This is a genomic window from Bradyrhizobium sp. AUGA SZCCT0176 (assembly GCF_018130145.1).
Taxonomy (GTDB): Bacteria; Pseudomonadota; Alphaproteobacteria; order Rhizobiales; family Xanthobacteraceae; genus Bradyrhizobium.
The window spans coordinates 166,042-182,853 of the sequence record NZ_JAFCMB010000011.1; the positions used below are offsets into that span (position 1 = coordinate 166,042).

The following is a 16,812-nucleotide window of genomic DNA, read 5'->3' on the forward strand; positions in this document are numbered from 1 at the left end:
TGACGCTGCCTTGTTACGCCGCAACCGCCTGAGGCAGAATTGGCGCGATCGCGTCATATCGCGTACCGGCACGTAGACAGAACGCGGGCTGCAGCAGGCGTTCGGCGATGACTTCGTTCTTCTCGTTGTCAGAAAGGACAAATCGTCCGGTACGCTGTCCAATGACCGAGACGTCCGCATCCCTGCCGACCTTGAGGGCTCCGATTTCGTCAGCACGGCCGAGCATCTTGGCCGGGCTCGAGGTGACCATCGGCACAATCTGTTCGAGCGTGAGGCCGAGCGCCATCATCGAGCTCATCGCCTGGACCAGGCTGAACTTGGCCTGACCCGCAAACGGATGATTCTCGTCATCCTCGTGCTGGTCCGGCGTGCCGGCAGGCTGAGGCACGTGGGTATTGTAGCCGTGAATGTCCGCTCCGAGCGTCGTCGGAATAATGCCGGCGGCAATCGCCTTCTTGGCGAGACGATAGGAGAAGTGGCTGCCGTGACCGACATCGACCTTCAAGCCGCGATCCAGCGCCGCCTGGATCACGGGATGCACTTCACCCTCACGGTTGACGAAACCGCCGGGATGGCGCGTGAACGGATGCGCCAGCACGTCGCCCTCGCGCAGCAAGGGGATTACGCGCTCCAGAATGGTGTCGACGTCTTCGCCGTTGGTGCCGCTCTCGGGCAGGCCCCAAAGCTGACCGAAATGCACATAGACCGGCAGATCGGCGCGGCGCCCGATCTCGGACGCCATCTCGATGACGCGAATGCCCCAGCGCGCGAAACCGCCTATCTCCGCATGGGCCTTGATGCCGCGAACGATATCGAGATTGGAGGTGGCCGACTTCACCGTAGCATCAATGTCGACGCCATCCGGGCTGTAGAGCTTGGGATAGTAATGACCCTCGAGCCCGCCCACCAGGTAGGCCGACAGGAACGCGTAGACGCGCGACTTCGCCGGCTCGGCGACGAAATGCCGGAAGCCCGGCAACGTCATGCACGACGGACCACCCTGATCGACCAACGTCGTCACGCCGGATTGGACGCCCACCATGTCGGCATTCATGCCGAAGCGGCCGGTGACGTATTGATAGACATGCGCGTGCGTGTCGATGAGGCCCGGCAATACCAGCTTGCCGGTCACGTCGATGACCTCTCTGGCGCTGGTCGGCAGGATGTCGGGCTGCACGGCCGCGATCTTGCCGTTGCGAATGGCGACGTCCCTGACGCCATCGATGCCTGAGGCCGGGCAGATCACCCGGCCGCCGCGCAGAAGCTGGTCGAAGCTGGCGCTGATAGACATAGCGATCTCCTGTACTTTCAGTCGGCGGAGTTCATCCCGCCGCTCCGTCGAGATACGAAGCATACTTCGTATTTTACAAAAGCAAAGCTCGTGCCATGATCTATTCGTGGCGCCGACGCTCGAATCGGGCTATCGGCGCCGGATTTCGAAGCTGGGAGAGTGCGTTGCGGACGGCAAAAAAAAGTCGCGTCGAGGCCAGACACCGCCCCTGGCCACTGTCACAGCGACCGGGATTTCTTATCCGGCGGTTGCATCAGATCCATGTCGCGCTGTTCCAGGAAGCATGCGGCGAGTTCGAGATCACACCGCTGCAATACAGCCTGCTTTCGGCGCTTGCGGTGCGGAAAACCGCCGATCAGACCACGTTGGCGGCCGATATCGCGCTGGATCGGACGACGACGACCGGAGCGCTGAAGCGACTGGCGGCCCGCAATTTTGTCGAGCGAGCCATTAATGACGAAGACCGCCGCGCCCGGCTCTGCAAATTGACCCCGGCGGGAACGACGCTCCTGGCAAAAATCGAGGCCTCGGCCCGCGCCGCACACCGCGCCACACTCGACAATTTGAGTGAACGGGAGCAAGTCGCATTCGTCGAGATGATGCAGCGTATCGTGGCGGCACACTCCGATCATGACAGCGCCTCTGCCATATTCGATTGAGCGTCACGGCATCATCTGCTGACTTTTTAGTTTGATCTGCATAATTTGTAGTCACCTTAGGCCGTCGCGAGCCTCATTACGCCCCGTTGGCCGCGGGCCACAAGGACAGCCGGCGCAAGAAGCAGCAGAGCACCTTCAAGCCTCGCCAATGAAAAGATCGCGCAGGTCGCGATCAATCCCCATCCCACTTCCGCCATTCGATGGGCTCGCCGCTTATCACCTGATCCAGGCCCTCGAAGGACTGGAGGCCGAGTGGAACGAGCGCGCCAGGAGCCATCGCTTTTTCGGCAAGGTCAAGCATCCGCTCAATTTCAATCCCGGCATCATCAAGAGCGGCGACTGGGCCTCGAGCGTTCCGGCCTGGTGCGACGTCGATTGCCGTATCGGCATCCTGCCCGGCTGGACGATCGCCGATTGCCAGGCCGAGATCGTCGCCTGCGTCGCGAAGGCCGCCAGGACCCATCCGTTCCTTGCCGATAACGCGCCTGAGGTCGTCTGGTCGGGCTTCCTGTCGCCGGGTTATGAGGTGACCGGCGCGCAGGACAGCGATGCGGTGCTATCAGCGGCGTATGAGGCCGTGTTCGGTGGCCCGCTCGAGGACGCCTGTTTCACCGGCCTCACCGACACACGCTTCTACGGGCTCGATTACGATGTCCCCGCATTCTGCTTCGGCGCCAGGATGGAAAACGCGCACGGTTTCGACGAGCGGGTAGAACTCGAAGCCGTGAAGAAGGTCACCAAGACGCTGGCGCTGTTCATCGCGGGTTGGTGCGGTGTCGAGGTGACGTAAAAACGCAACAAGACAGGAGGAGGTCTGCCATGGAGAGCAACGGCGCGGGCGGCAAGCCCTTGGTCCGGACGCCAGAAGATCTGCGTGCGCATTTCGGGCAGCTAAGCCCGCTCGCCGAGAAGAAGGTTCTGTACCATCTCGACAAGTTCTGTCGCGAATTCATCGCGCTCTCCCCGTTCCTGATCCTCGCATCGAGCGATGGCAAGGGCAACGCCGACGCGAGCGCGCGCGGTGACGCGCCGGGCTTCGTCGCGGTGCTCGACGACAAATCGCTGCTGATCCCGGACCGCCGCGGCAACAACCGGGTCGACACGTTCGGCAACATCCTGGCCTCGCCAGGTATCGGCCTGATTTTCCTGGTGCCGGGCATCAATGAAACGCTGCGCATCAACGGCAAGGCGGAGATCACCCAGGATCCGGCCCTGCTGACGCCGCTGGCGGTGCAAAACGTCGTGCCGATCATCGGGCTCAAGGTCCATGTCGATGAATGCTATTTCCATTGCGGCAAGGCGCTGATGCGCTCGAAATTGTGGGATCCCAAGGCCCAGGTCGAACGCCACAGTTTATTGGGTTTCGCGTTGTCCAGAGCGACATCGAATAGCGTGGGCCACGATGACGGTCTTTTCCAATAGTGCACGACCATGCCAGCGTTCGACCAGCCGTGGAGAACGTGAGCAACCGGCCAATGGGCGCTCGACGGGCTGCGGTCGGGTTGTTAAGCCCGCCTCCGCAGGGAGACTTTGAGTCGAGACATGACCGTTGCGATCGAGATGGGCCACACAACGGCAGGCGCCCCGGCTAACCTGGACCTTGAGGAACTGCTGGCGACGCGCCTGCTGGTGCAGGGCAATTCCGGCTCGGGCAAATCCCATCTGCTGCGCCGGTTGCTGGAACAGAGCGCCCCCTGGGTGCAGCAGACCATCATCGACCCCGAAGGCGACTTTGTTGCGCTTGCCGACCGTTTCGGCCACCTCCTGATCGATGCCCAGGACCACACCGAGCGGGGCCTGCAGGTCGCCGGCGAGCGAGCGCGCATACATCGCGTCTCCACAGTGCTCAATCTCGAGGGGCTCGACGCCGAGAACCAGATGCGGCGCGCCGCCGCCTTCCTCGGCGGGCTTTTCGAGGCCGCCCGCGACCACTGGTATCCGATGCTGGTGGTGGTGGATGAGGCGCAGCTGTTCGCACCGGCCGTCGCCGGCGAGGTTTCGGACGAGGCGCGCAAACTCTCCCTCGGCGCCATGACGAACCTGATGTGCCGTGGCCGCAAACGCGGGCTTGCGGGAATCATCGCCACCCAGCGACTGGCAAAACTCGCCAAGAACGTCGCGGCCGAGGCGTCCAATTTCCTCATGGGGCGAACCTTTCTGGATATCGACATGGCGCGCGCTGCTGATCTGCTGGGCATGGAGCGGCGACAGGCAGAGGCCTTCCGGGATCTGGAGCGCGGCCAATTCATGGCGCTGGGGCCGGCCTTGTCCCGCCGTCCGCTCGGGCTGCGCATCGGTCCGACGGATACAACGCCGCGCAACGCGACCCCGCGCCTGATGCCTCTGCCGGAAGCGACACCGGACGCACGCGCCATCATCCTGGCAGCACCGCCGCCCGAGCATAATCGGCCCCAGCGCCGGTCGCCACCCGACCTCCTCGGCCAGCTCATGGCGGCGAAGTCAGCGGCGCTGGAGATCCGTCCCGAATCGGTGGAGCAGCCGCTTAGCGCCGAGGCACTGGCGGAGCGGCATGAGCGCGTGGACCGCATTCTGCGCGCCGTCATGGCCGAACCCGACGCCGGGTTCCGTGCCATCGGCGTCCTCTATCAGGAGTTCGTTGTCCGCTGCCGAATAGAGGGCCTCGGTTCGGCTGTGCCGGACCTGGGTGATTTCCGTCGCATGCTGACGCGCGCCCGCGCCGGGCTCGGCTCCGATATGGCTGACGATGACGGCTGGGAGGATGTCTCGGTCCGCGCCTCCCTTCTGCCGGAGGATATGCAGGGCGTCTTCATGATGATCGCCCGCGCCGCGAAGGAAGGTTGGCCCTGCCCGGGTGATGCAGCGATTGCCCGCGCCTATGGCTCGCATTCGTTGCGCCGTGCACGGCGTCTGCTGACCTACATCGAGGAGCAGGGCCTCATCGTTTGCCAGCTCGACGGTGCAGGTCGGCGGATTGTGACGCTCGTCGAACTGGCCTGGGCGACGGCACCGGGCGACCCCAATGCCGAGGAACTGCCGGCGGAGCAAGGCTGCAGCCCGGCTCTATGATGTGACGGTCAAGCGCACACTCAGAAGATACCAAACCGTGGTGATCACTTAAATCACGCCGGAGACCCGTAAATCTTCGATCTCTTCGCTGCTTAGTTCGAGCAGACCTTTGTAGATATCCTCGTTTTGGGCACCCAGACCCGCGCCAAGCCAGCGGATCTCACCGGGCGTTTCCGACAGCCGTGGTACGACGCCGGGAACCGCGATCTCGCCGGCGCGCGAGTCCGTCATTTGGATGTTACCCCGGGCGCGGTATTGCGGGTCTTCGAAAATATCCGCGATGCTGAAGATCAGACTGGCCGGCACGCCTCCCTTCGAACAAAGCGCAAGGACGCTGTCGAGGTCGCGCGAGGCGACCCATTCGGCGACGATGCGGTTGACCTCGTCGCGGGCCGCCAGCCGCAGCGTCTGTGGACCATATCGTTCCGCCGCGGCCAGTTCCGGTTGCCCCATCGCTTCCGCGAGCCGCGCGAACATCTGATCACTGGTGCAGGCGATCGCGATCCATTTGCCGTCCTCGGTCTGGTAGTGGCTGTGCGGGCAGACATTGACCGCGTCCGCGCCCATCCGCTCGCGCACATAGCCGAACTTCTGATAGGCAGGCGCGATCTCGTCGAGCACGCGAAACACCGATTCGTACAGGGCGAGATCGACGCATTGCCCCTCGCCGGTAGCCTCGCGGGCCCGCAGCGCAACCAGTGCGCCGATGGCGCCGTACATGCCCGACATGTAATCGGCCAGCGAGGTCGATCCTGGAACAACGGGAATACCGCCGGGCTCGCCGGCAAGATAGGTCAGGCCGGAAAACGCGTGCGCGATGCGGGCAAAGCCCGGCTGCGTCCGCATCGGTCCATCCTGCCCGTAGGCCGAGATGCGCACCAGGATCGCACCGGGATTGATCTTCTTGAGTTCCTCATAGCCGAGTCCCCATTTTTCCAAGGTGCCGGGCCGAAAATTCTCGACGATGATGTCGCATTTCGCGGCGAGGCGCTTCAGCAGTTCCCGCCCGCGCTCGGTCCCGAGATTCAGCGTGACGCATTTTTTGTTGCGGGCTTCGGAGAGCCAAACCAGCGTATCGCCGCATTCGGTATTGGTTCCAAGACGCCGAAGCGAGTCGCCGGTCTTTGGCGGCTCGATCTTGATAACCTCGGCACCGAATTCACCGAGAATGGTGGCGCAATGCGGCCCCGCGATGAACGTGCCGAGGTCGAGGACCCGGATCCCCTCAAGTGCGCTCACGGCTTTCCCCCGATGCTGGCTGCCCGATCGAGCAGTTTCCTGGCCAACTTGATGTGCTTGAGAGCGGTCATCTCACCGCTCTTGGTCCTTGAGCGCCCCGCGCCCTTCGCGTTCGGCCGCCATCGCTTCAATGCCTCGTTGGCCGAGGCAATCTGTCCGGCGGTTGGCGTCAGCACCTTGTCGCTCCATCCATCATGGGGGCGCCGGAGAAGGATAATTTTGATTTCTCGACAGCTTACATTACTCTTCAAAATTTCTCCAAATGGCCGATGGACATGGCGCTATCCGACGACGCTGGAAAGGACAAACTCGCAGTATCGCTAACGACGGCCAATGCACGAGATACCGTCGCGTGGTCTATCGCAACCAATTGCAGAATTCCGCAAGAAGAGCTGAGTGTGCGATGGCTGACCAGTCCAGGCATCTCAGGCCTGACCGAGCGGTTAAGACCGGAGGACATCGCCTTCTGGCTAGCGGCAGTGCATCCCTCTCATGACCAAGGCACCGAAGGACTGGGCACGCTCAGCTTCGAGCAAGCTGCCGCGGTGCTCGACGGCGAGGAAGCCAGCCGCCTGGTGCGCTTCGTGCACATTGAGGATCGAAATAGCTACCTCGCCGCACATGCCGGCGTCCGCCTTTTGCTGGGGAGCATTGTGGGGCACGCCGCCGACACCTTGCGGTTTCGACCGTCCGAGCACGGCAAGCCGATGCTCGTCTCAGACTCGCCGAACATCGACTTCAGCCTGAGTCACGCAAGAGGTGTGGTCGCTGTCGCTGCTGCGCGTTCGCCGGTCGGTGTCGATGTCGAGCCCTTGCGAGAAATCCCCGATCTGGATTCCGTGAGTGAGATCGTCCTGGCTCGCGAAGAGCGTGAGGTCCTGTGGAGCACTCCTGCCGCATTCCGCTCGCGGCTGTTTCTTCGCTACTGGACCCTCAAGGAAGCCATACTTAAGGCAGCCGCGCTTGGATTCATCATTCCACCGCATTCGGTGACCATCGACGCTGGCCCATCACCCGCCGTTCTTTCGCTACCAGCAGCGCTCGGGCCTGTCTCGCAATGGCGGCTGATAGCTCCCGCCGCCTGAACGCTAAGCTATCAGTTCGCGGCGCGAGATCGTCAAAAGCAGCGACTCGGCGATTTCCTGCGAACGGCTGGCCAGAACGGAGAGCAACGTGTCGCTCAGGCCGTGAGAGGCCTCGGAATACCCCTGGAGATGGATTTGCGGCCGAAACGCAGGGCTCGTGGCGAGCCTGTAATTGCGGTCGACAACGTCGTCCTGGATATAGCGTCGTATCGGCTCCAGAAACGCGTGTGGCGTTTCCCTGTCATAGCCGGTCGCAAGGATAACGGCATCGTAGCAGGAGCGGCGGTCCCGACCGTCGAATTTATCGACCGTTCGGATTTCAATGCCTTCAACGGCCGCGAGCACTTTGGTGATCTCGCTGCGCGGATGCAATTCGATGCCCGTCGTGCCGCTGACGCGCTGCTGGTAGAGCAAGCGATACAACTGATCGAGCAGATCGGAATCGACCACGGCATAGTTGGTATTTCGAAAATTGTGAACGATCGCATTCCGGCGCTCGTCCGGCTGGGCGTAGATAAAATCCGTGTAATCCGGATTGAAGATTTCGTTGACGAACGGACTGCTGTCGGACGGTTTTAATGCATGGCCGCGAAAGATCAGGTCAATGTTCGCGTGCGGAAAACGGTTTCGAAGATCGACCGTCACCTCGACCGCGCTCTGCCCTCCCCCGACAACGGCCACGCATGCCGCCTTGCCGCCGAGGCCGGCGGACTCGACCGTATCGAGGTAGCGGCTTGAGTGGAACAATCTGGAATCGTCGGCGATTTTCGCGAAGACCTGCGGGATATTGGGCTTACCTCCCGCCGCCACGACAAGGTTCTTCGCAAGCCGCACCGTTTCACCGCCGGCGAAGTTGCGTGAATAGACCCGCAACGAATTCACCGACTGCCCCGCTGTTACGGGTTCGATGGCAACGACGGCTTCGCCGTAAGCCGCTTGTGACTTGAACTGCGCTGCCACCCACCGCAGATAATCGTTGAATTCCATCCTGCTCGGATAGAACGTCCGACAGTTGATGAAATCCTGCAAGCGGCCGTGCTTGTGCAGATAGTTCACAAAGGTGAACGGACTGGTCGGATCACGCAACGAAACCAGATCCTTGAGAAACGAGATCTGCATATCGCTACCCGGCAAAAGCATGCCGCCATGCCAGGTAAATTGGCGCTGCCTCTCGACGAAGAGAGGAGTGCATTTCAAGCGTGACCTTCTGGCGCACTCGTCCAGCGCGATCGCAAGCGCGAGATTGGACGGACCGAATCCGACGCCAATGACGTCGTGCTCGATGGCAAGCTGATGAGACATAAAGCTGCGCTCCGTTCGCGCGTTAGGCTGTGGGTGCCGGACCGGCCGTCGCCGGTAGCCACAGCCGGTCACCAAAGAAGCGCTCGCGCAGCAGCATGACCAGGGTGGCCCGCTTGTGTGGAAAATCGAAGTTCTTGATCCTCGCGAATCCCGAGAGTTCAAGGTTGCGTAGTTGCTTCGAATGCGCCGCCGCCGGCTCGCCGACGATCCGCTGCGTTCGGCAATCATCCAGGAACATGTAGTGCATCAGCGAGGGCAGCCATGCGCTGATGTAGCGGCGTCCCCGATAGGCGTCCTCTCCGACGACAACGTGCCAGCCGCGATCGTAATCATCGGCATCGTAAAACGGCGCGATACGGTTTTCCTTGGCCCAATAGACCTCGAAATAGCCGAATGGCGCGTCGCCGAAGCAGCCGATCAGCGGCAGCATGTGCGGATCGGCCAGAATAGTGGACAGATACTTGCGATGCTTTTCCAGATCGCCGGCTTCGTCCCAGAAGGCGTCGACGCGAGGATCGTTCATCCAGCGGTGCAGCAAATGAAGATCATCATTCAGATCCGCGACACGGAACGAGATGATCTCGGAGAGCCAGGGGATGAAGCGGGCATACACCATCCCCACCGGCTTTTGCGGGCGTCGCGGATGCCGTTTGCCGTCGGTCATGACGTGCAGTTGCGGCATCGGCGGCCGCTCGGCATCGACCAGCCAGTTGTCACGACGCTGCATGACCAAATCCGGAAGCAGCACGAGGTTGCTTCCGGCCAAGACAGCGAGGCCATCGTCGAGCAATTCGCGCGCAATCGGTTGCCGGACCGAATCCAGAAAAATCCGGTCGAGACCCGGGCGCCATCCGAACATTGCCTCTGCAGCCGCTGAAACCGCCCGCACCGCAAGCCGCGGATCGTCGGGAGCATCAAGCATCTTCAGATGATCCAGCTGCTCATCGAGACGCAGACGCATCATCGTAGCGCCACCAGCAACGACCCGCAGCTCCGCACCGTCTTGAAGGACCGTCGCGGCGGCGCGCGGCCCGACCGGAAACGCATGAGGATCTTTCGCGGAGCTCGACGTTTTGTTCATCCGGCACTCGTATTGACGTGATTGCTTCAAACAAGACGCGATCTTCGCTCACGCACGCGATGTAAATCACTCCCGTGCAGGATGACAAGGAATGCCAACGCACCCAGTTTAGATTCCTTACAAAACCAATGAATGACCAGGCCGGGACGTTGCATGCCCTACTCAAGGCCCGCGTCGGTGGTGCCGGAACTTAGATTCAAATTTTCCGGGAGAATAAAATAGGTCTAAAGAGGCGCACCGGTTGGAACAGATGACGGCTCCATGACGTAATGGGGCCTCGCCTCGCCAGCGACAATCTTGCCATGCCGGAGCCGCACAAGGTGGTCCGCCGCGCCAAAATAACGGTCGTCATGTGAGATCACGATGATCGTCTTGCCCAGGCGCTTCAGGTCGGGCAGCAATTCGGTGTAGAAGATGTGCCGGAACGCCGGATCCTGATCCGCCGCCCACTCATCGAACACCAGAACGGGCCGCTCCTCGAGCCAGGCATTCATCAGAGCCAGCCGCTTGCGCTGGCCGGTGGACAGATCCGTTGTCGTGAACACGCCATTTTCAACCGAAACCTTGTGCGCGACCTCCAATCGCTCAAGATACCGCTCGGCGATATCGGGCACCATTCCCGCTCCCTGCAAAAGATCTTCAAACAGGTAGTAGTCGGAAAAGATTGTCGTGAAGAGCTGCCGGTAGTCATCGCGGGTTTCCGTTACGACCGGCAGGCCATCGCGCAGCACCGCGCCGCTCTGCGGGGCATAAAGGCCCAGCAGCAGTTTGATCAGCGTGGTTTTTCCGCTGCCATTTTCGCCGACAATGAAAACGATGTCCCCCTGGCGGATATGCAGGTCAATCGGGCCAAGAACGAAGGGATTGCTGCCGGGCACGGTGCGGAAGGTGTACGATACCCCTCGCAGTTCGATCGATTCGATCCTGGCCGATGCTTCCGGCGCGGTCGAAGGCGCAGCCAGCAAATCCTGCTCAGGCGTGGAGAACTGCTCCGAGAGCTCAGCAATCCGGCGCATCGCCACCTGTGCGCGGCCGAGTGCGGGCAGAATACCTATAACCTGGTCAATAGGACCCCGCATATAGAGCAGCACCAGCACAAAACCGCTGGAGACCGAAGCGGGACTGTCCGGCCACAGGAACGGGCGCAGGGTCAGCGCAACGCCGATCACCACGAAGAACAGCATCGTGCCGAAGGCACGTGCGGTGACGAAGAGATTGATCGACTTGATCTGCACCGTGCTGATCTGGTCGACGGTACGCTGTAGCTTGTCGACATACACGCGCTGCCGGCGGATGCGGTTCAAGCGCAATTCCTTCGCGCCCTCCGCGATCGCCCGGTAGTGCTTCTGCAACTCATCTTCCGAGTCGCGGGCGGCATTGAAGCCCCGAACCCCTCGCGTTCGCGCAAAGGCATGCGCCAGCGAACCCAGGATGATGACCAATCCCGTGATCAGAAACAGCGGCCACGACAATACCGCCAGGTAAACCATGCAGCCGAAAGTGATGACGACGGACACGAAGAAGGACGAGAAGAAGAACGCGAAATCGCTGATCGTGTCGACGTCCTGGGTGAGAACCGGGATCAGGCGATGGGTACGATAAATCTCGAGTTGGTCGATCGGGGCCGCCAGAATCTTGGCCGCAAGCGACTTCCGAAGCTCGGCAATGATCCGCTGTCCGACATAATTGGCGCTTATATCGGAACCGATCGAACCAATCAGGATCAGCGAACACAGGCCCGCAAAGGCAAAAAGCAGCGTCACGACATCGCTCTGCGACGCATAGAGGCCACGATTGACGACCGCTAGCAGCCCCGCAACGCTGGCGCCGCCGACAATACCGAGGACGACGCCACCGAGCACAATCGGCCAATACGGCCGCAGGAGATGCAATATCTGCGCGGTCAGGCCGCTTGGTGGGATCATCATGAGTGCCGCGCTGGATTATGGCTGAAGCGAACCTACACGGCCCGTCGTGACACGAACAGCCTTGCTGGAGTGATGCGAATACATGATGGCAGCATGGCTATTCCAGCGGTTATTTTCCGGTCTTTTTCGATCGATTCTAATTTGTGATCGGCAACGCGTTTAATAAAATGTCGGGTAGTACCCCCTTTGCATCGCAGCCGAAGAGCGCGTAGGACATGGATCCGGCCGCCGTATCGGACCGCGATACCCGGAAATCGAAGCGCTCGCAGGCCAGCATCGGACAGGCCCGACTGGAGCAGGCCCGACTGGAGAATGACTTTGGATTCGCTCGTCTCCGAAACCCGCATCCAGCTTGCCGATGCCGCCGGTCTTGCTGCCCGAATGATCGATCATCTGGCCGAGCATGACATCGCCTTCGAGGATCAGGGCGGCCTGATGGTGGCGAAACTGCCGTTTGGAACCAGCTCGCTCGCCGTCGAGGCTGAGACACTCAGGATTCGTGTCGAGGCCAACGACAAGGGTCACCTCGAAATGCTGCGTTCGGTCGTAGCATCCCACGTCATCGAGTTCGCAGGCGACGCGGCACCGACGATCGTCTGGTCCGGTCATGAATCGGATGGCGGGATGTTGGCCAATTTCCGCGAGGTACGGCTGAAAGCGGCGATCGATCTCACGCCCCGCATGCGCCGGCTGACTTTCACCGGGGACGACATCACGCGTTTCCTGGATGACGATGACCTGCACGTCCGGCTGTACTTTCCACCAGAGGGCCTCGCCAAGCCTGAATGGCCGTGGCCTGCCGCGGACGGACGTATCATGTGGCCCGAAGCGGACCGCAGGCCTCTCACCCGCTACTACACGATCCGTCGCATCGATCTGCAGACCCGCGAGATCGACATCGATTTCGTGGTTCATGACCATGCCGGGCCTGGCTCCGCATTCGGGCTCAACGCGCGAGCCGGCGCCATTTGCGGCATGGCCGGCCCACTCGGGCGAGGTATTCGTCCGGCGCGCTGGTTTATGCTGGCAGGCGACGAAACCGCCCTGCCCGCCATCGCGCGCATCCTTGAAACACTGCCGGCGACGGCAATGGGCGAAGTCTTCATCGAAGTCGCCGACCAACTCGAGGAGGTTCCGCTGATCGCGCCAGCCGGCATGTCGGTTCGCTGGCTGCATCGTGGCGACCATCCGGCGGGGACAACGCAATTGCTGGTCGATGCCGTCAAGGCCCTGCGATGGCCCGATCACCGCGAGGTCTTTGCATGGATCGCCTGCGAAGCGCAGGCGCTGAAGGCGCTGCGAAACCATTTGCGCGATGAGCGAAAACTTTCCCGCGATCAGCACCTTGCGGTCGCGTATTGGAGCCTGCGCCAGCCATGACGTCCCAACGTCGCACACGTGGACCGGCCGGGCTGCGTTCTCTTTGCACCACATAATTCTACCAGGCGTTCCCCATGCACGCAGTTCTGCCAACCGAAACCGCCCCGGCGTCGCGCGACGCGGCCATGCCCTTGTTCGAACTGGACCAGGTCGGCTTCGCGGTGGCAGGCCGCGCGTTGCTCGAACCGCTGACCCTGACCCTTCCCGCTCGCAGCGTCGTCGGCCTGATCGGACACAATGGCTCCGGCAAATCGACCTTGCTGAAGATGCTGGCGCGGCAGCAGCCAAACTCCTCCGGTACGATCCGCTTTGAAGGGCGTCCATTGCGGGAATGGAGCGATCGGGAATACGCGCGAAAGGTGGCTTACCTGCCGCAGCAGACCCCGCCCGCCGCCGGCATGCTGGTCAAGGAGCTGGTCGCGCTCGGCCGTTATCCCTGGCATGGCGCGCTCGGCCGATTTGGCGATACCGACCGCAACAAGGTCGCGGAAGCCATGGCGCTCACCCACATCGAGCCGTTTGCGGACCGGCTCGTCGACACACTGTCAGGCGGCGAGCGCCAGCGGGTCTGGATCGCCATGCTGGTCGCGCAGGACGCCGAATGCCTGCTGCTCGACGAGCCAATTTCAGCGCTCGACATCGCCCATCAGATCGAGGTTCTGTCGCTGGTGCAGCAGCTCGCCCGTGAGCGCAACCTCGGAATTGTCGTCGTTCTCCACGACGTCAACATGGCGGCCCGCTTCTGCGACGAGATCATCGCGCTGCATTCGGGCAAGTTGATAACCCGCGGCGCGCCTGACAAGATCATGACGCCGGCCGAACTCGAAACCATCTACGGCATCCCCATGGGGGTGATGCCGTCTCCGGATCAAAGCCACCTCATCAGCTTTGCGCGATGAAAGGGCGGATCATCCGCCTTTCCATCGCAGCTCGTTACGCGCGCCGCGGGCGCAACAGCCACACCAGATAAGGACCAGCGAGCATCATCGCGAAGATGCCGGCCGGCATCTGGAACGGGAATATCACCATCCGCCCCGCCCAGTCCGCGAACACCATCAGGGTGGCGCCAATCAGCGCGGCCAGCGCTACCTGATGAAGCGCGCGTTGCGCCCCCATCATCCGCGCCATATGCGGCGCGATGAAGCCGACCAGGCTTAGGAGCCCAACCATCAGGGTCGCGGTCGCGGTCAACAACGCGGTCAGCAGCATGATGATGATTCGGCTTCGCGCCATGGATACGCCCACCGAACGCGAGGCCGCCTGACCGAGCGGCAGGATATCGAGCCAGCGCGACAACATCGGCACCAGTGCCAGCAGGATGATCGCGGCGATGGCCAGTATCGCAGCCTCGGTCGGACCGATCTGATAAAGCGAACCCGCCAGCAACGACAGAAGCATGCCGATGCGGGGGTCACCGGTTGCAAGCACCATGGCCATGATCGCGCCGAACGCCGCGCTCATGGCGACGCCGGCCAGCAGCACACGCTCCGGGCTGAATTCGGATCGCCGGCTGAACAGCAGAACCAGGCCGAGCACGCTGAAGGCGCCGATCGCCCCGGCTGCGATCTGCGCCGCGCGGGTGTGAGAGGGCAACGCGTACAGCAGGACTAAGACACCCATCGCGGCGCCATAGCTGATTCCCATCACCTCTGGAGCCGCCATTGGGTTTCCGGTCATGCGTTGCAGCAGCGTGCCGGCCACCGCCAGCGTGGCCCCCGCAGCCAAGGCCGACACCACGCGCGGCCAGCGCCACGGCAGAAACTCCTGGATGCCGGCCAGACCGCTCCAGCTCCAGCCCTCTGAACCGACCCCGACCGCAAGCGCGATCCAGACCACGAGCAGCAGCAAGGCCAGACCGAACAGGATCACCCGCCAGGGATGGTCGAGACGTGGTGGAACGGATGGCGTGAGGTTTCCCACCGGCGCGGTGGCCCGAAGCCGCGGCAGCAACAGCAGCAACATCGGCGCACCGATCAGGGCGGTGGCGGCGCCAGCCGGCATTTCGCGATAGCCGGGCGGGATCAGCAGCACAAGCTCATCCGTCAGCCACAGCAGCAGCGCGCCGCAAAGTGGCGCCCAAATCAGCCGGTCACGAAAACGGCGCGCTCCTGACAGCATGACGATGGCCGGCGCGGAAAGGCCCACGAAGCCCATCACGCCGACCACGCTGACAACCGAAGCGCTGAGCGCGATCGCGATGCCAAGCGCGCAGACCCGCGCGCCGGTCAATCCGAGGCCGAGATTGCGCGCGGTCTCGTCGTCGAAGCCGAGCAAGGTCAGCGGGCGGACCATCGCCGCGATCAGGAGGAAGGAAATGATGAAACGCGGCGCAAGGAACGCGACGTTGTTCCAGTCCTGCTGATTGAGGAAACCCGCGCCCCAGATGAACAGACCGATGAGGTATTCGTGGTTCAGCAATATCAGGGCCTGGGTCGTCACCGCGCAATAATAAGCAACGATCAGCCCGGCAAGCACCAGCACGACCGGCGATAGCGCACGGCGCCAAGTGAGACCGAACACGCACAGGAACGCAGCGAATCCGCCCAGCAACGCAATCCACTCACGGCCGAAGGTGAGCAGCGACGGCGCCCACAGGGTTGTCACGGACAGCGCGAGATAGGCTCCGTTCAGGACACCAAGGGTGCTCGGTTCAGCAAGCGGATTGCGCAGCACCTGCTGACAGACCGTTCCTGCGAGGCCCAGCGCTGCGCCGGCCAGCAGCGCCACCGCTATGCGCGGAAACACCGTGTAATGCACCAGCATCTGCTGCGGATCGTTGATCTCTGGGCGCCACAGCACCGGCAACCATGCGTTGGCCGGCAGAAACCCCGACAGATGCCGCCACGTCAGCGCAGCCGCTGCTGCAAACAGCAGCCCGATCAGCACCGCCGGGTGCATCGCGATCCCGGAGCGGGCGGGCAGCGCCTCAACCTTGCTCATTTTTTTCCTGCGGCAGACGTTCGGCGAGAAGGCGGGCGAAGCGCTCAGCTGCCGGCACGCCGCCATAGAAGAATTGATTTCCCAGCACCGTCAACCGCCCCGACCGTAGGAACGGCAGGGTTCGCAACACGGGGCTCGACGTGAGCAGAGCTTCGATATCCGCGACCCGCGAACTCATCAGGATCAGCCGCGCATCCGGCACCGCCGCGAGCACTTCAAGGCCGACGCTGGTATGTCCCCACGGACCGCTCTGCCCGGTCCATGCGTTCTTCAATCCGAACTGGTTCAGCACTTCCTGGTAGAGGCTGTTCGGACCGAACACCAGCGCACGGTTGCGCGCGATCTCGCTGACAAGATAAAGCGGCTTGCCGCCGCGGTTGCGAAGCTGCTCACGGTAACCGGCCATCGCTGCATCGAAGCGCGCGAGATAGGCTTCGCACGCGGCCTGCACGCCGACCCGCTGTGCGAGCTCCATCGTCGAACTGCGCGCGGTTTCCAGAGGATGGCGACCGGGCCTGAAAATCGTGAAAATCTCGACCGGGGCGATCAGCTTGAGCCGGGGTATTGCCGCAGTGATACTGGGATCGATGATGATAATGTCAGGCGCGAAACTCTGCAGCAGCTCGAGATTCGGCTCCGAACGCAGGCCGATTTCCTGAACGCTTGACGGGACGGCGGGCTCGACGACGAGCCTGCCGTAGCGCTCGATCTCCGGAACCACGAGCGGCACGACCCCTAGCGCGAGCAGCGTCTGTGCACAGGCCCAACCGAGCGCGGCAACGCGCGGCCCGGGCTGTGACGTGGCGGCTTGCGTGGCGCAAAGCGGCCAGTTGCCGAGCAGCACGCCTCCGCCGAGGCT

Annotated in this window: 13 protein-coding genes and 1 pseudogene; 7 read left to right on the plus strand and 7 right to left on the minus strand. The window is 62.4% G+C overall.

The window, feature by feature from the left end; genetic code table 11:
• Window positions 1-13: 13 nt before the first annotated feature.
• Entirely contained in the window at window positions 14-1,291 is a 1,278-nt protein-coding gene (locus JQ600_RS24495) for an amidohydrolase/deacetylase family metallohydrolase (RefSeq protein ID WP_212386165.1), read from the minus strand.
• Window positions 1,292-1,455: 164 nt separating this feature from the next.
• Between JQ600_RS24495 and JQ600_RS24500 the strand changes: the two genes are divergently transcribed.
• The 4 genes and pseudogenes from JQ600_RS24500 (at window position 1,456) to JQ600_RS24515 (ending at window position 4,998) form a co-directional block, all read left to right on the plus strand.
• On the plus strand, window positions 1,456-1,950 hold the full coding sequence (locus tag JQ600_RS24500; RefSeq protein WP_409363258.1) for a MarR family winged helix-turn-helix transcriptional regulator: 495 nt from the start codon (window positions 1,456-1,458) through the stop codon (window positions 1,948-1,950).
• A 205-nt stretch (window positions 1,951-2,155) separates the two neighbouring features.
• Window positions 2,156-2,740: pseudogene (locus JQ600_RS24505) on the plus strand (M20/M25/M40 family metallo-hydrolase); the annotation flags it as partial.
• A gap of 29 nt (window positions 2,741-2,769) precedes the next feature.
• Window positions 2,770-3,372: a pyridoxamine 5'-phosphate oxidase family protein gene (locus JQ600_RS24510; protein ID WP_212386168.1), complete on the plus strand. Its 603-nt coding sequence runs from the start codon at window positions 2,770-2,772 to the stop codon at window positions 3,370-3,372.
• Between the two features lie 120 nt (window positions 3,373-3,492).
• Window positions 3,493-4,998 carry an ATP-binding protein gene (locus tag JQ600_RS24515; protein WP_212269175.1) on the plus strand — a complete coding sequence of 502 codons (1,506 nt, stop codon included), beginning with the start codon at window positions 3,493-3,495 and terminating at the stop codon, window positions 4,996-4,998.
• A gap of 48 nt (window positions 4,999-5,046) precedes the next feature.
• Here the strand turns inward: JQ600_RS24515 and JQ600_RS24520 are convergent, their stop codons facing one another.
• Complete coding sequence (locus tag JQ600_RS24520) at window positions 5,047-6,237, minus strand: CaiB/BaiF CoA-transferase family protein (protein ID WP_212386169.1); 1,191 nt, start codon at window positions 6,235-6,237, stop codon at window positions 5,047-5,049.
• A gap of 194 nt (window positions 6,238-6,431) precedes the next feature.
• Between JQ600_RS24520 and JQ600_RS24525 the strand changes: the two genes are divergently transcribed.
• Window positions 6,432-7,322 (plus strand): 4'-phosphopantetheinyl transferase superfamily protein, encoded by an 891-nt coding sequence (locus tag JQ600_RS24525; RefSeq protein ID WP_212490125.1) that lies wholly within the window; start codon window positions 6,432-6,434, stop codon window positions 7,320-7,322.
• A gap of 3 nt (window positions 7,323-7,325) precedes the next feature.
• Here JQ600_RS24525 and JQ600_RS24530 read toward each other — a convergent pair whose 3' ends face one another.
• The 3 genes from JQ600_RS24530 to JQ600_RS24540 all read right to left on the minus strand — a co-directional run bounded on the left by JQ600_RS24530 (window position 7,326) and on the right by JQ600_RS24540 (window position 11,630).
• Window positions 7,326-8,624 (minus strand): lysine N(6)-hydroxylase/L-ornithine N(5)-oxygenase family protein, encoded by a 1,299-nt coding sequence (locus tag JQ600_RS24530; protein ID WP_212386219.1) that lies wholly within the window; start codon window positions 8,622-8,624, stop codon window positions 7,326-7,328.
• Window positions 8,625-8,646: 22 nt separating this feature from the next.
• The gene (locus tag JQ600_RS24535; RefSeq protein WP_212386172.1) at window positions 8,647-9,705 is read right to left on the minus strand and encodes a GNAT family N-acetyltransferase; all 1,059 of its coding nucleotides are present in this window, start codon (window positions 9,703-9,705) and stop codon (window positions 8,647-8,649) included.
• 224 nt (window positions 9,706-9,929) lie between these two features.
• Window positions 9,930-11,630, minus strand: a complete 1,701-nt coding sequence (locus tag JQ600_RS24540; protein ID WP_283814655.1) for a cyclic peptide export ABC transporter — start codon at window positions 11,628-11,630, stop codon at window positions 9,930-9,932.
• Window positions 11,631-11,951: 321 nt separating this feature from the next.
• Here JQ600_RS24540 and JQ600_RS24545 point away from each other — a divergent pair, with 321 nt between their 5' ends.
• The gene (locus JQ600_RS24545) at window positions 11,952-13,013 is read left to right on the plus strand and encodes a siderophore-interacting protein (protein WP_212386174.1); all 1,062 of its coding nucleotides are present in this window, start codon (window positions 11,952-11,954) and stop codon (window positions 13,011-13,013) included.
• Between the two features lie 74 nt (window positions 13,014-13,087).
• Window positions 13,088-13,912, plus strand: a complete 825-nt coding sequence (locus tag JQ600_RS24550) for an ATP-binding cassette domain-containing protein (RefSeq protein WP_212386175.1) — start codon at window positions 13,088-13,090, stop codon at window positions 13,910-13,912.
• Between the two features lie 34 nt (window positions 13,913-13,946).
• Here JQ600_RS24550 and fhuB read toward each other — a convergent pair whose 3' ends face one another.
• Window positions 13,947-15,953 carry a Fe(3+)-hydroxamate ABC transporter permease FhuB gene (fhuB, locus tag JQ600_RS24555; RefSeq protein WP_212386176.1) on the minus strand — a complete coding sequence of 669 codons (2,007 nt, stop codon included), beginning with the start codon at window positions 15,951-15,953 and terminating at the stop codon, window positions 13,947-13,949.
• Entirely contained in the window at window positions 15,940-16,797 is an 858-nt protein-coding gene (locus JQ600_RS24560; protein WP_212269182.1) for an ABC transporter substrate-binding protein, read from the minus strand. The genes fhuB and JQ600_RS24560 overlap by 14 nt, the downstream gene beginning before the upstream one ends.
• Window positions 16,798-16,812 lie beyond the last annotated feature (15 nt).

Bases quoted from the DNA above. Each gene is read 5' to 3' on its own strand.
- JQ600_RS24510 (WP_212386168.1), top strand. From the start codon at position 2,770: ATGGAGAGCAACGGCGCGGGCGGCAAGCCCTTGGTCCGGACGCCAGAA.
- JQ600_RS24540 (WP_283814655.1), bottom strand. From the start codon at position 11,630: ATGATCCCACCAAGCGGCCTGACCGCGCAGATATTGCATCTCCTGCGG.
- JQ600_RS24550 (WP_212386175.1), top strand. From the start codon at position 13,088: ATGCACGCAGTTCTGCCAACCGAAACCGCCCCGGCGTCGCGCGACGCG.
- JQ600_RS24525 (WP_212490125.1), top strand. From the start codon at position 6,432: ATGGGGGCGCCGGAGAAGGATAATTTTGATTTCTCGACAGCTTACATT.
- JQ600_RS24535 (WP_212386172.1), bottom strand. From the start codon at position 9,705: ATGAACAAAACGTCGAGCTCCGCGAAAGATCCTCATGCGTTTCCGGTC.
- JQ600_RS24515 (WP_212269175.1), top strand. From the start codon at position 3,493: ATGACCGTTGCGATCGAGATGGGCCACACAACGGCAGGCGCCCCGGCT.
- fhuB (WP_212386176.1), bottom strand. From the start codon at position 15,953: ATGAGCAAGGTTGAGGCGCTGCCCGCCCGCTCCGGGATCGCGATGCAC.
- JQ600_RS24495 (WP_212386165.1), bottom strand. From the start codon at position 1,291: ATGTCTATCAGCGCCAGCTTCGACCAGCTTCTGCGCGGCGGCCGGGTG.
- JQ600_RS24530 (WP_212386219.1), bottom strand. From the start codon at position 8,624: ATGTCTCATCAGCTTGCCATCGAGCACGACGTCATTGGCGTCGGATTC.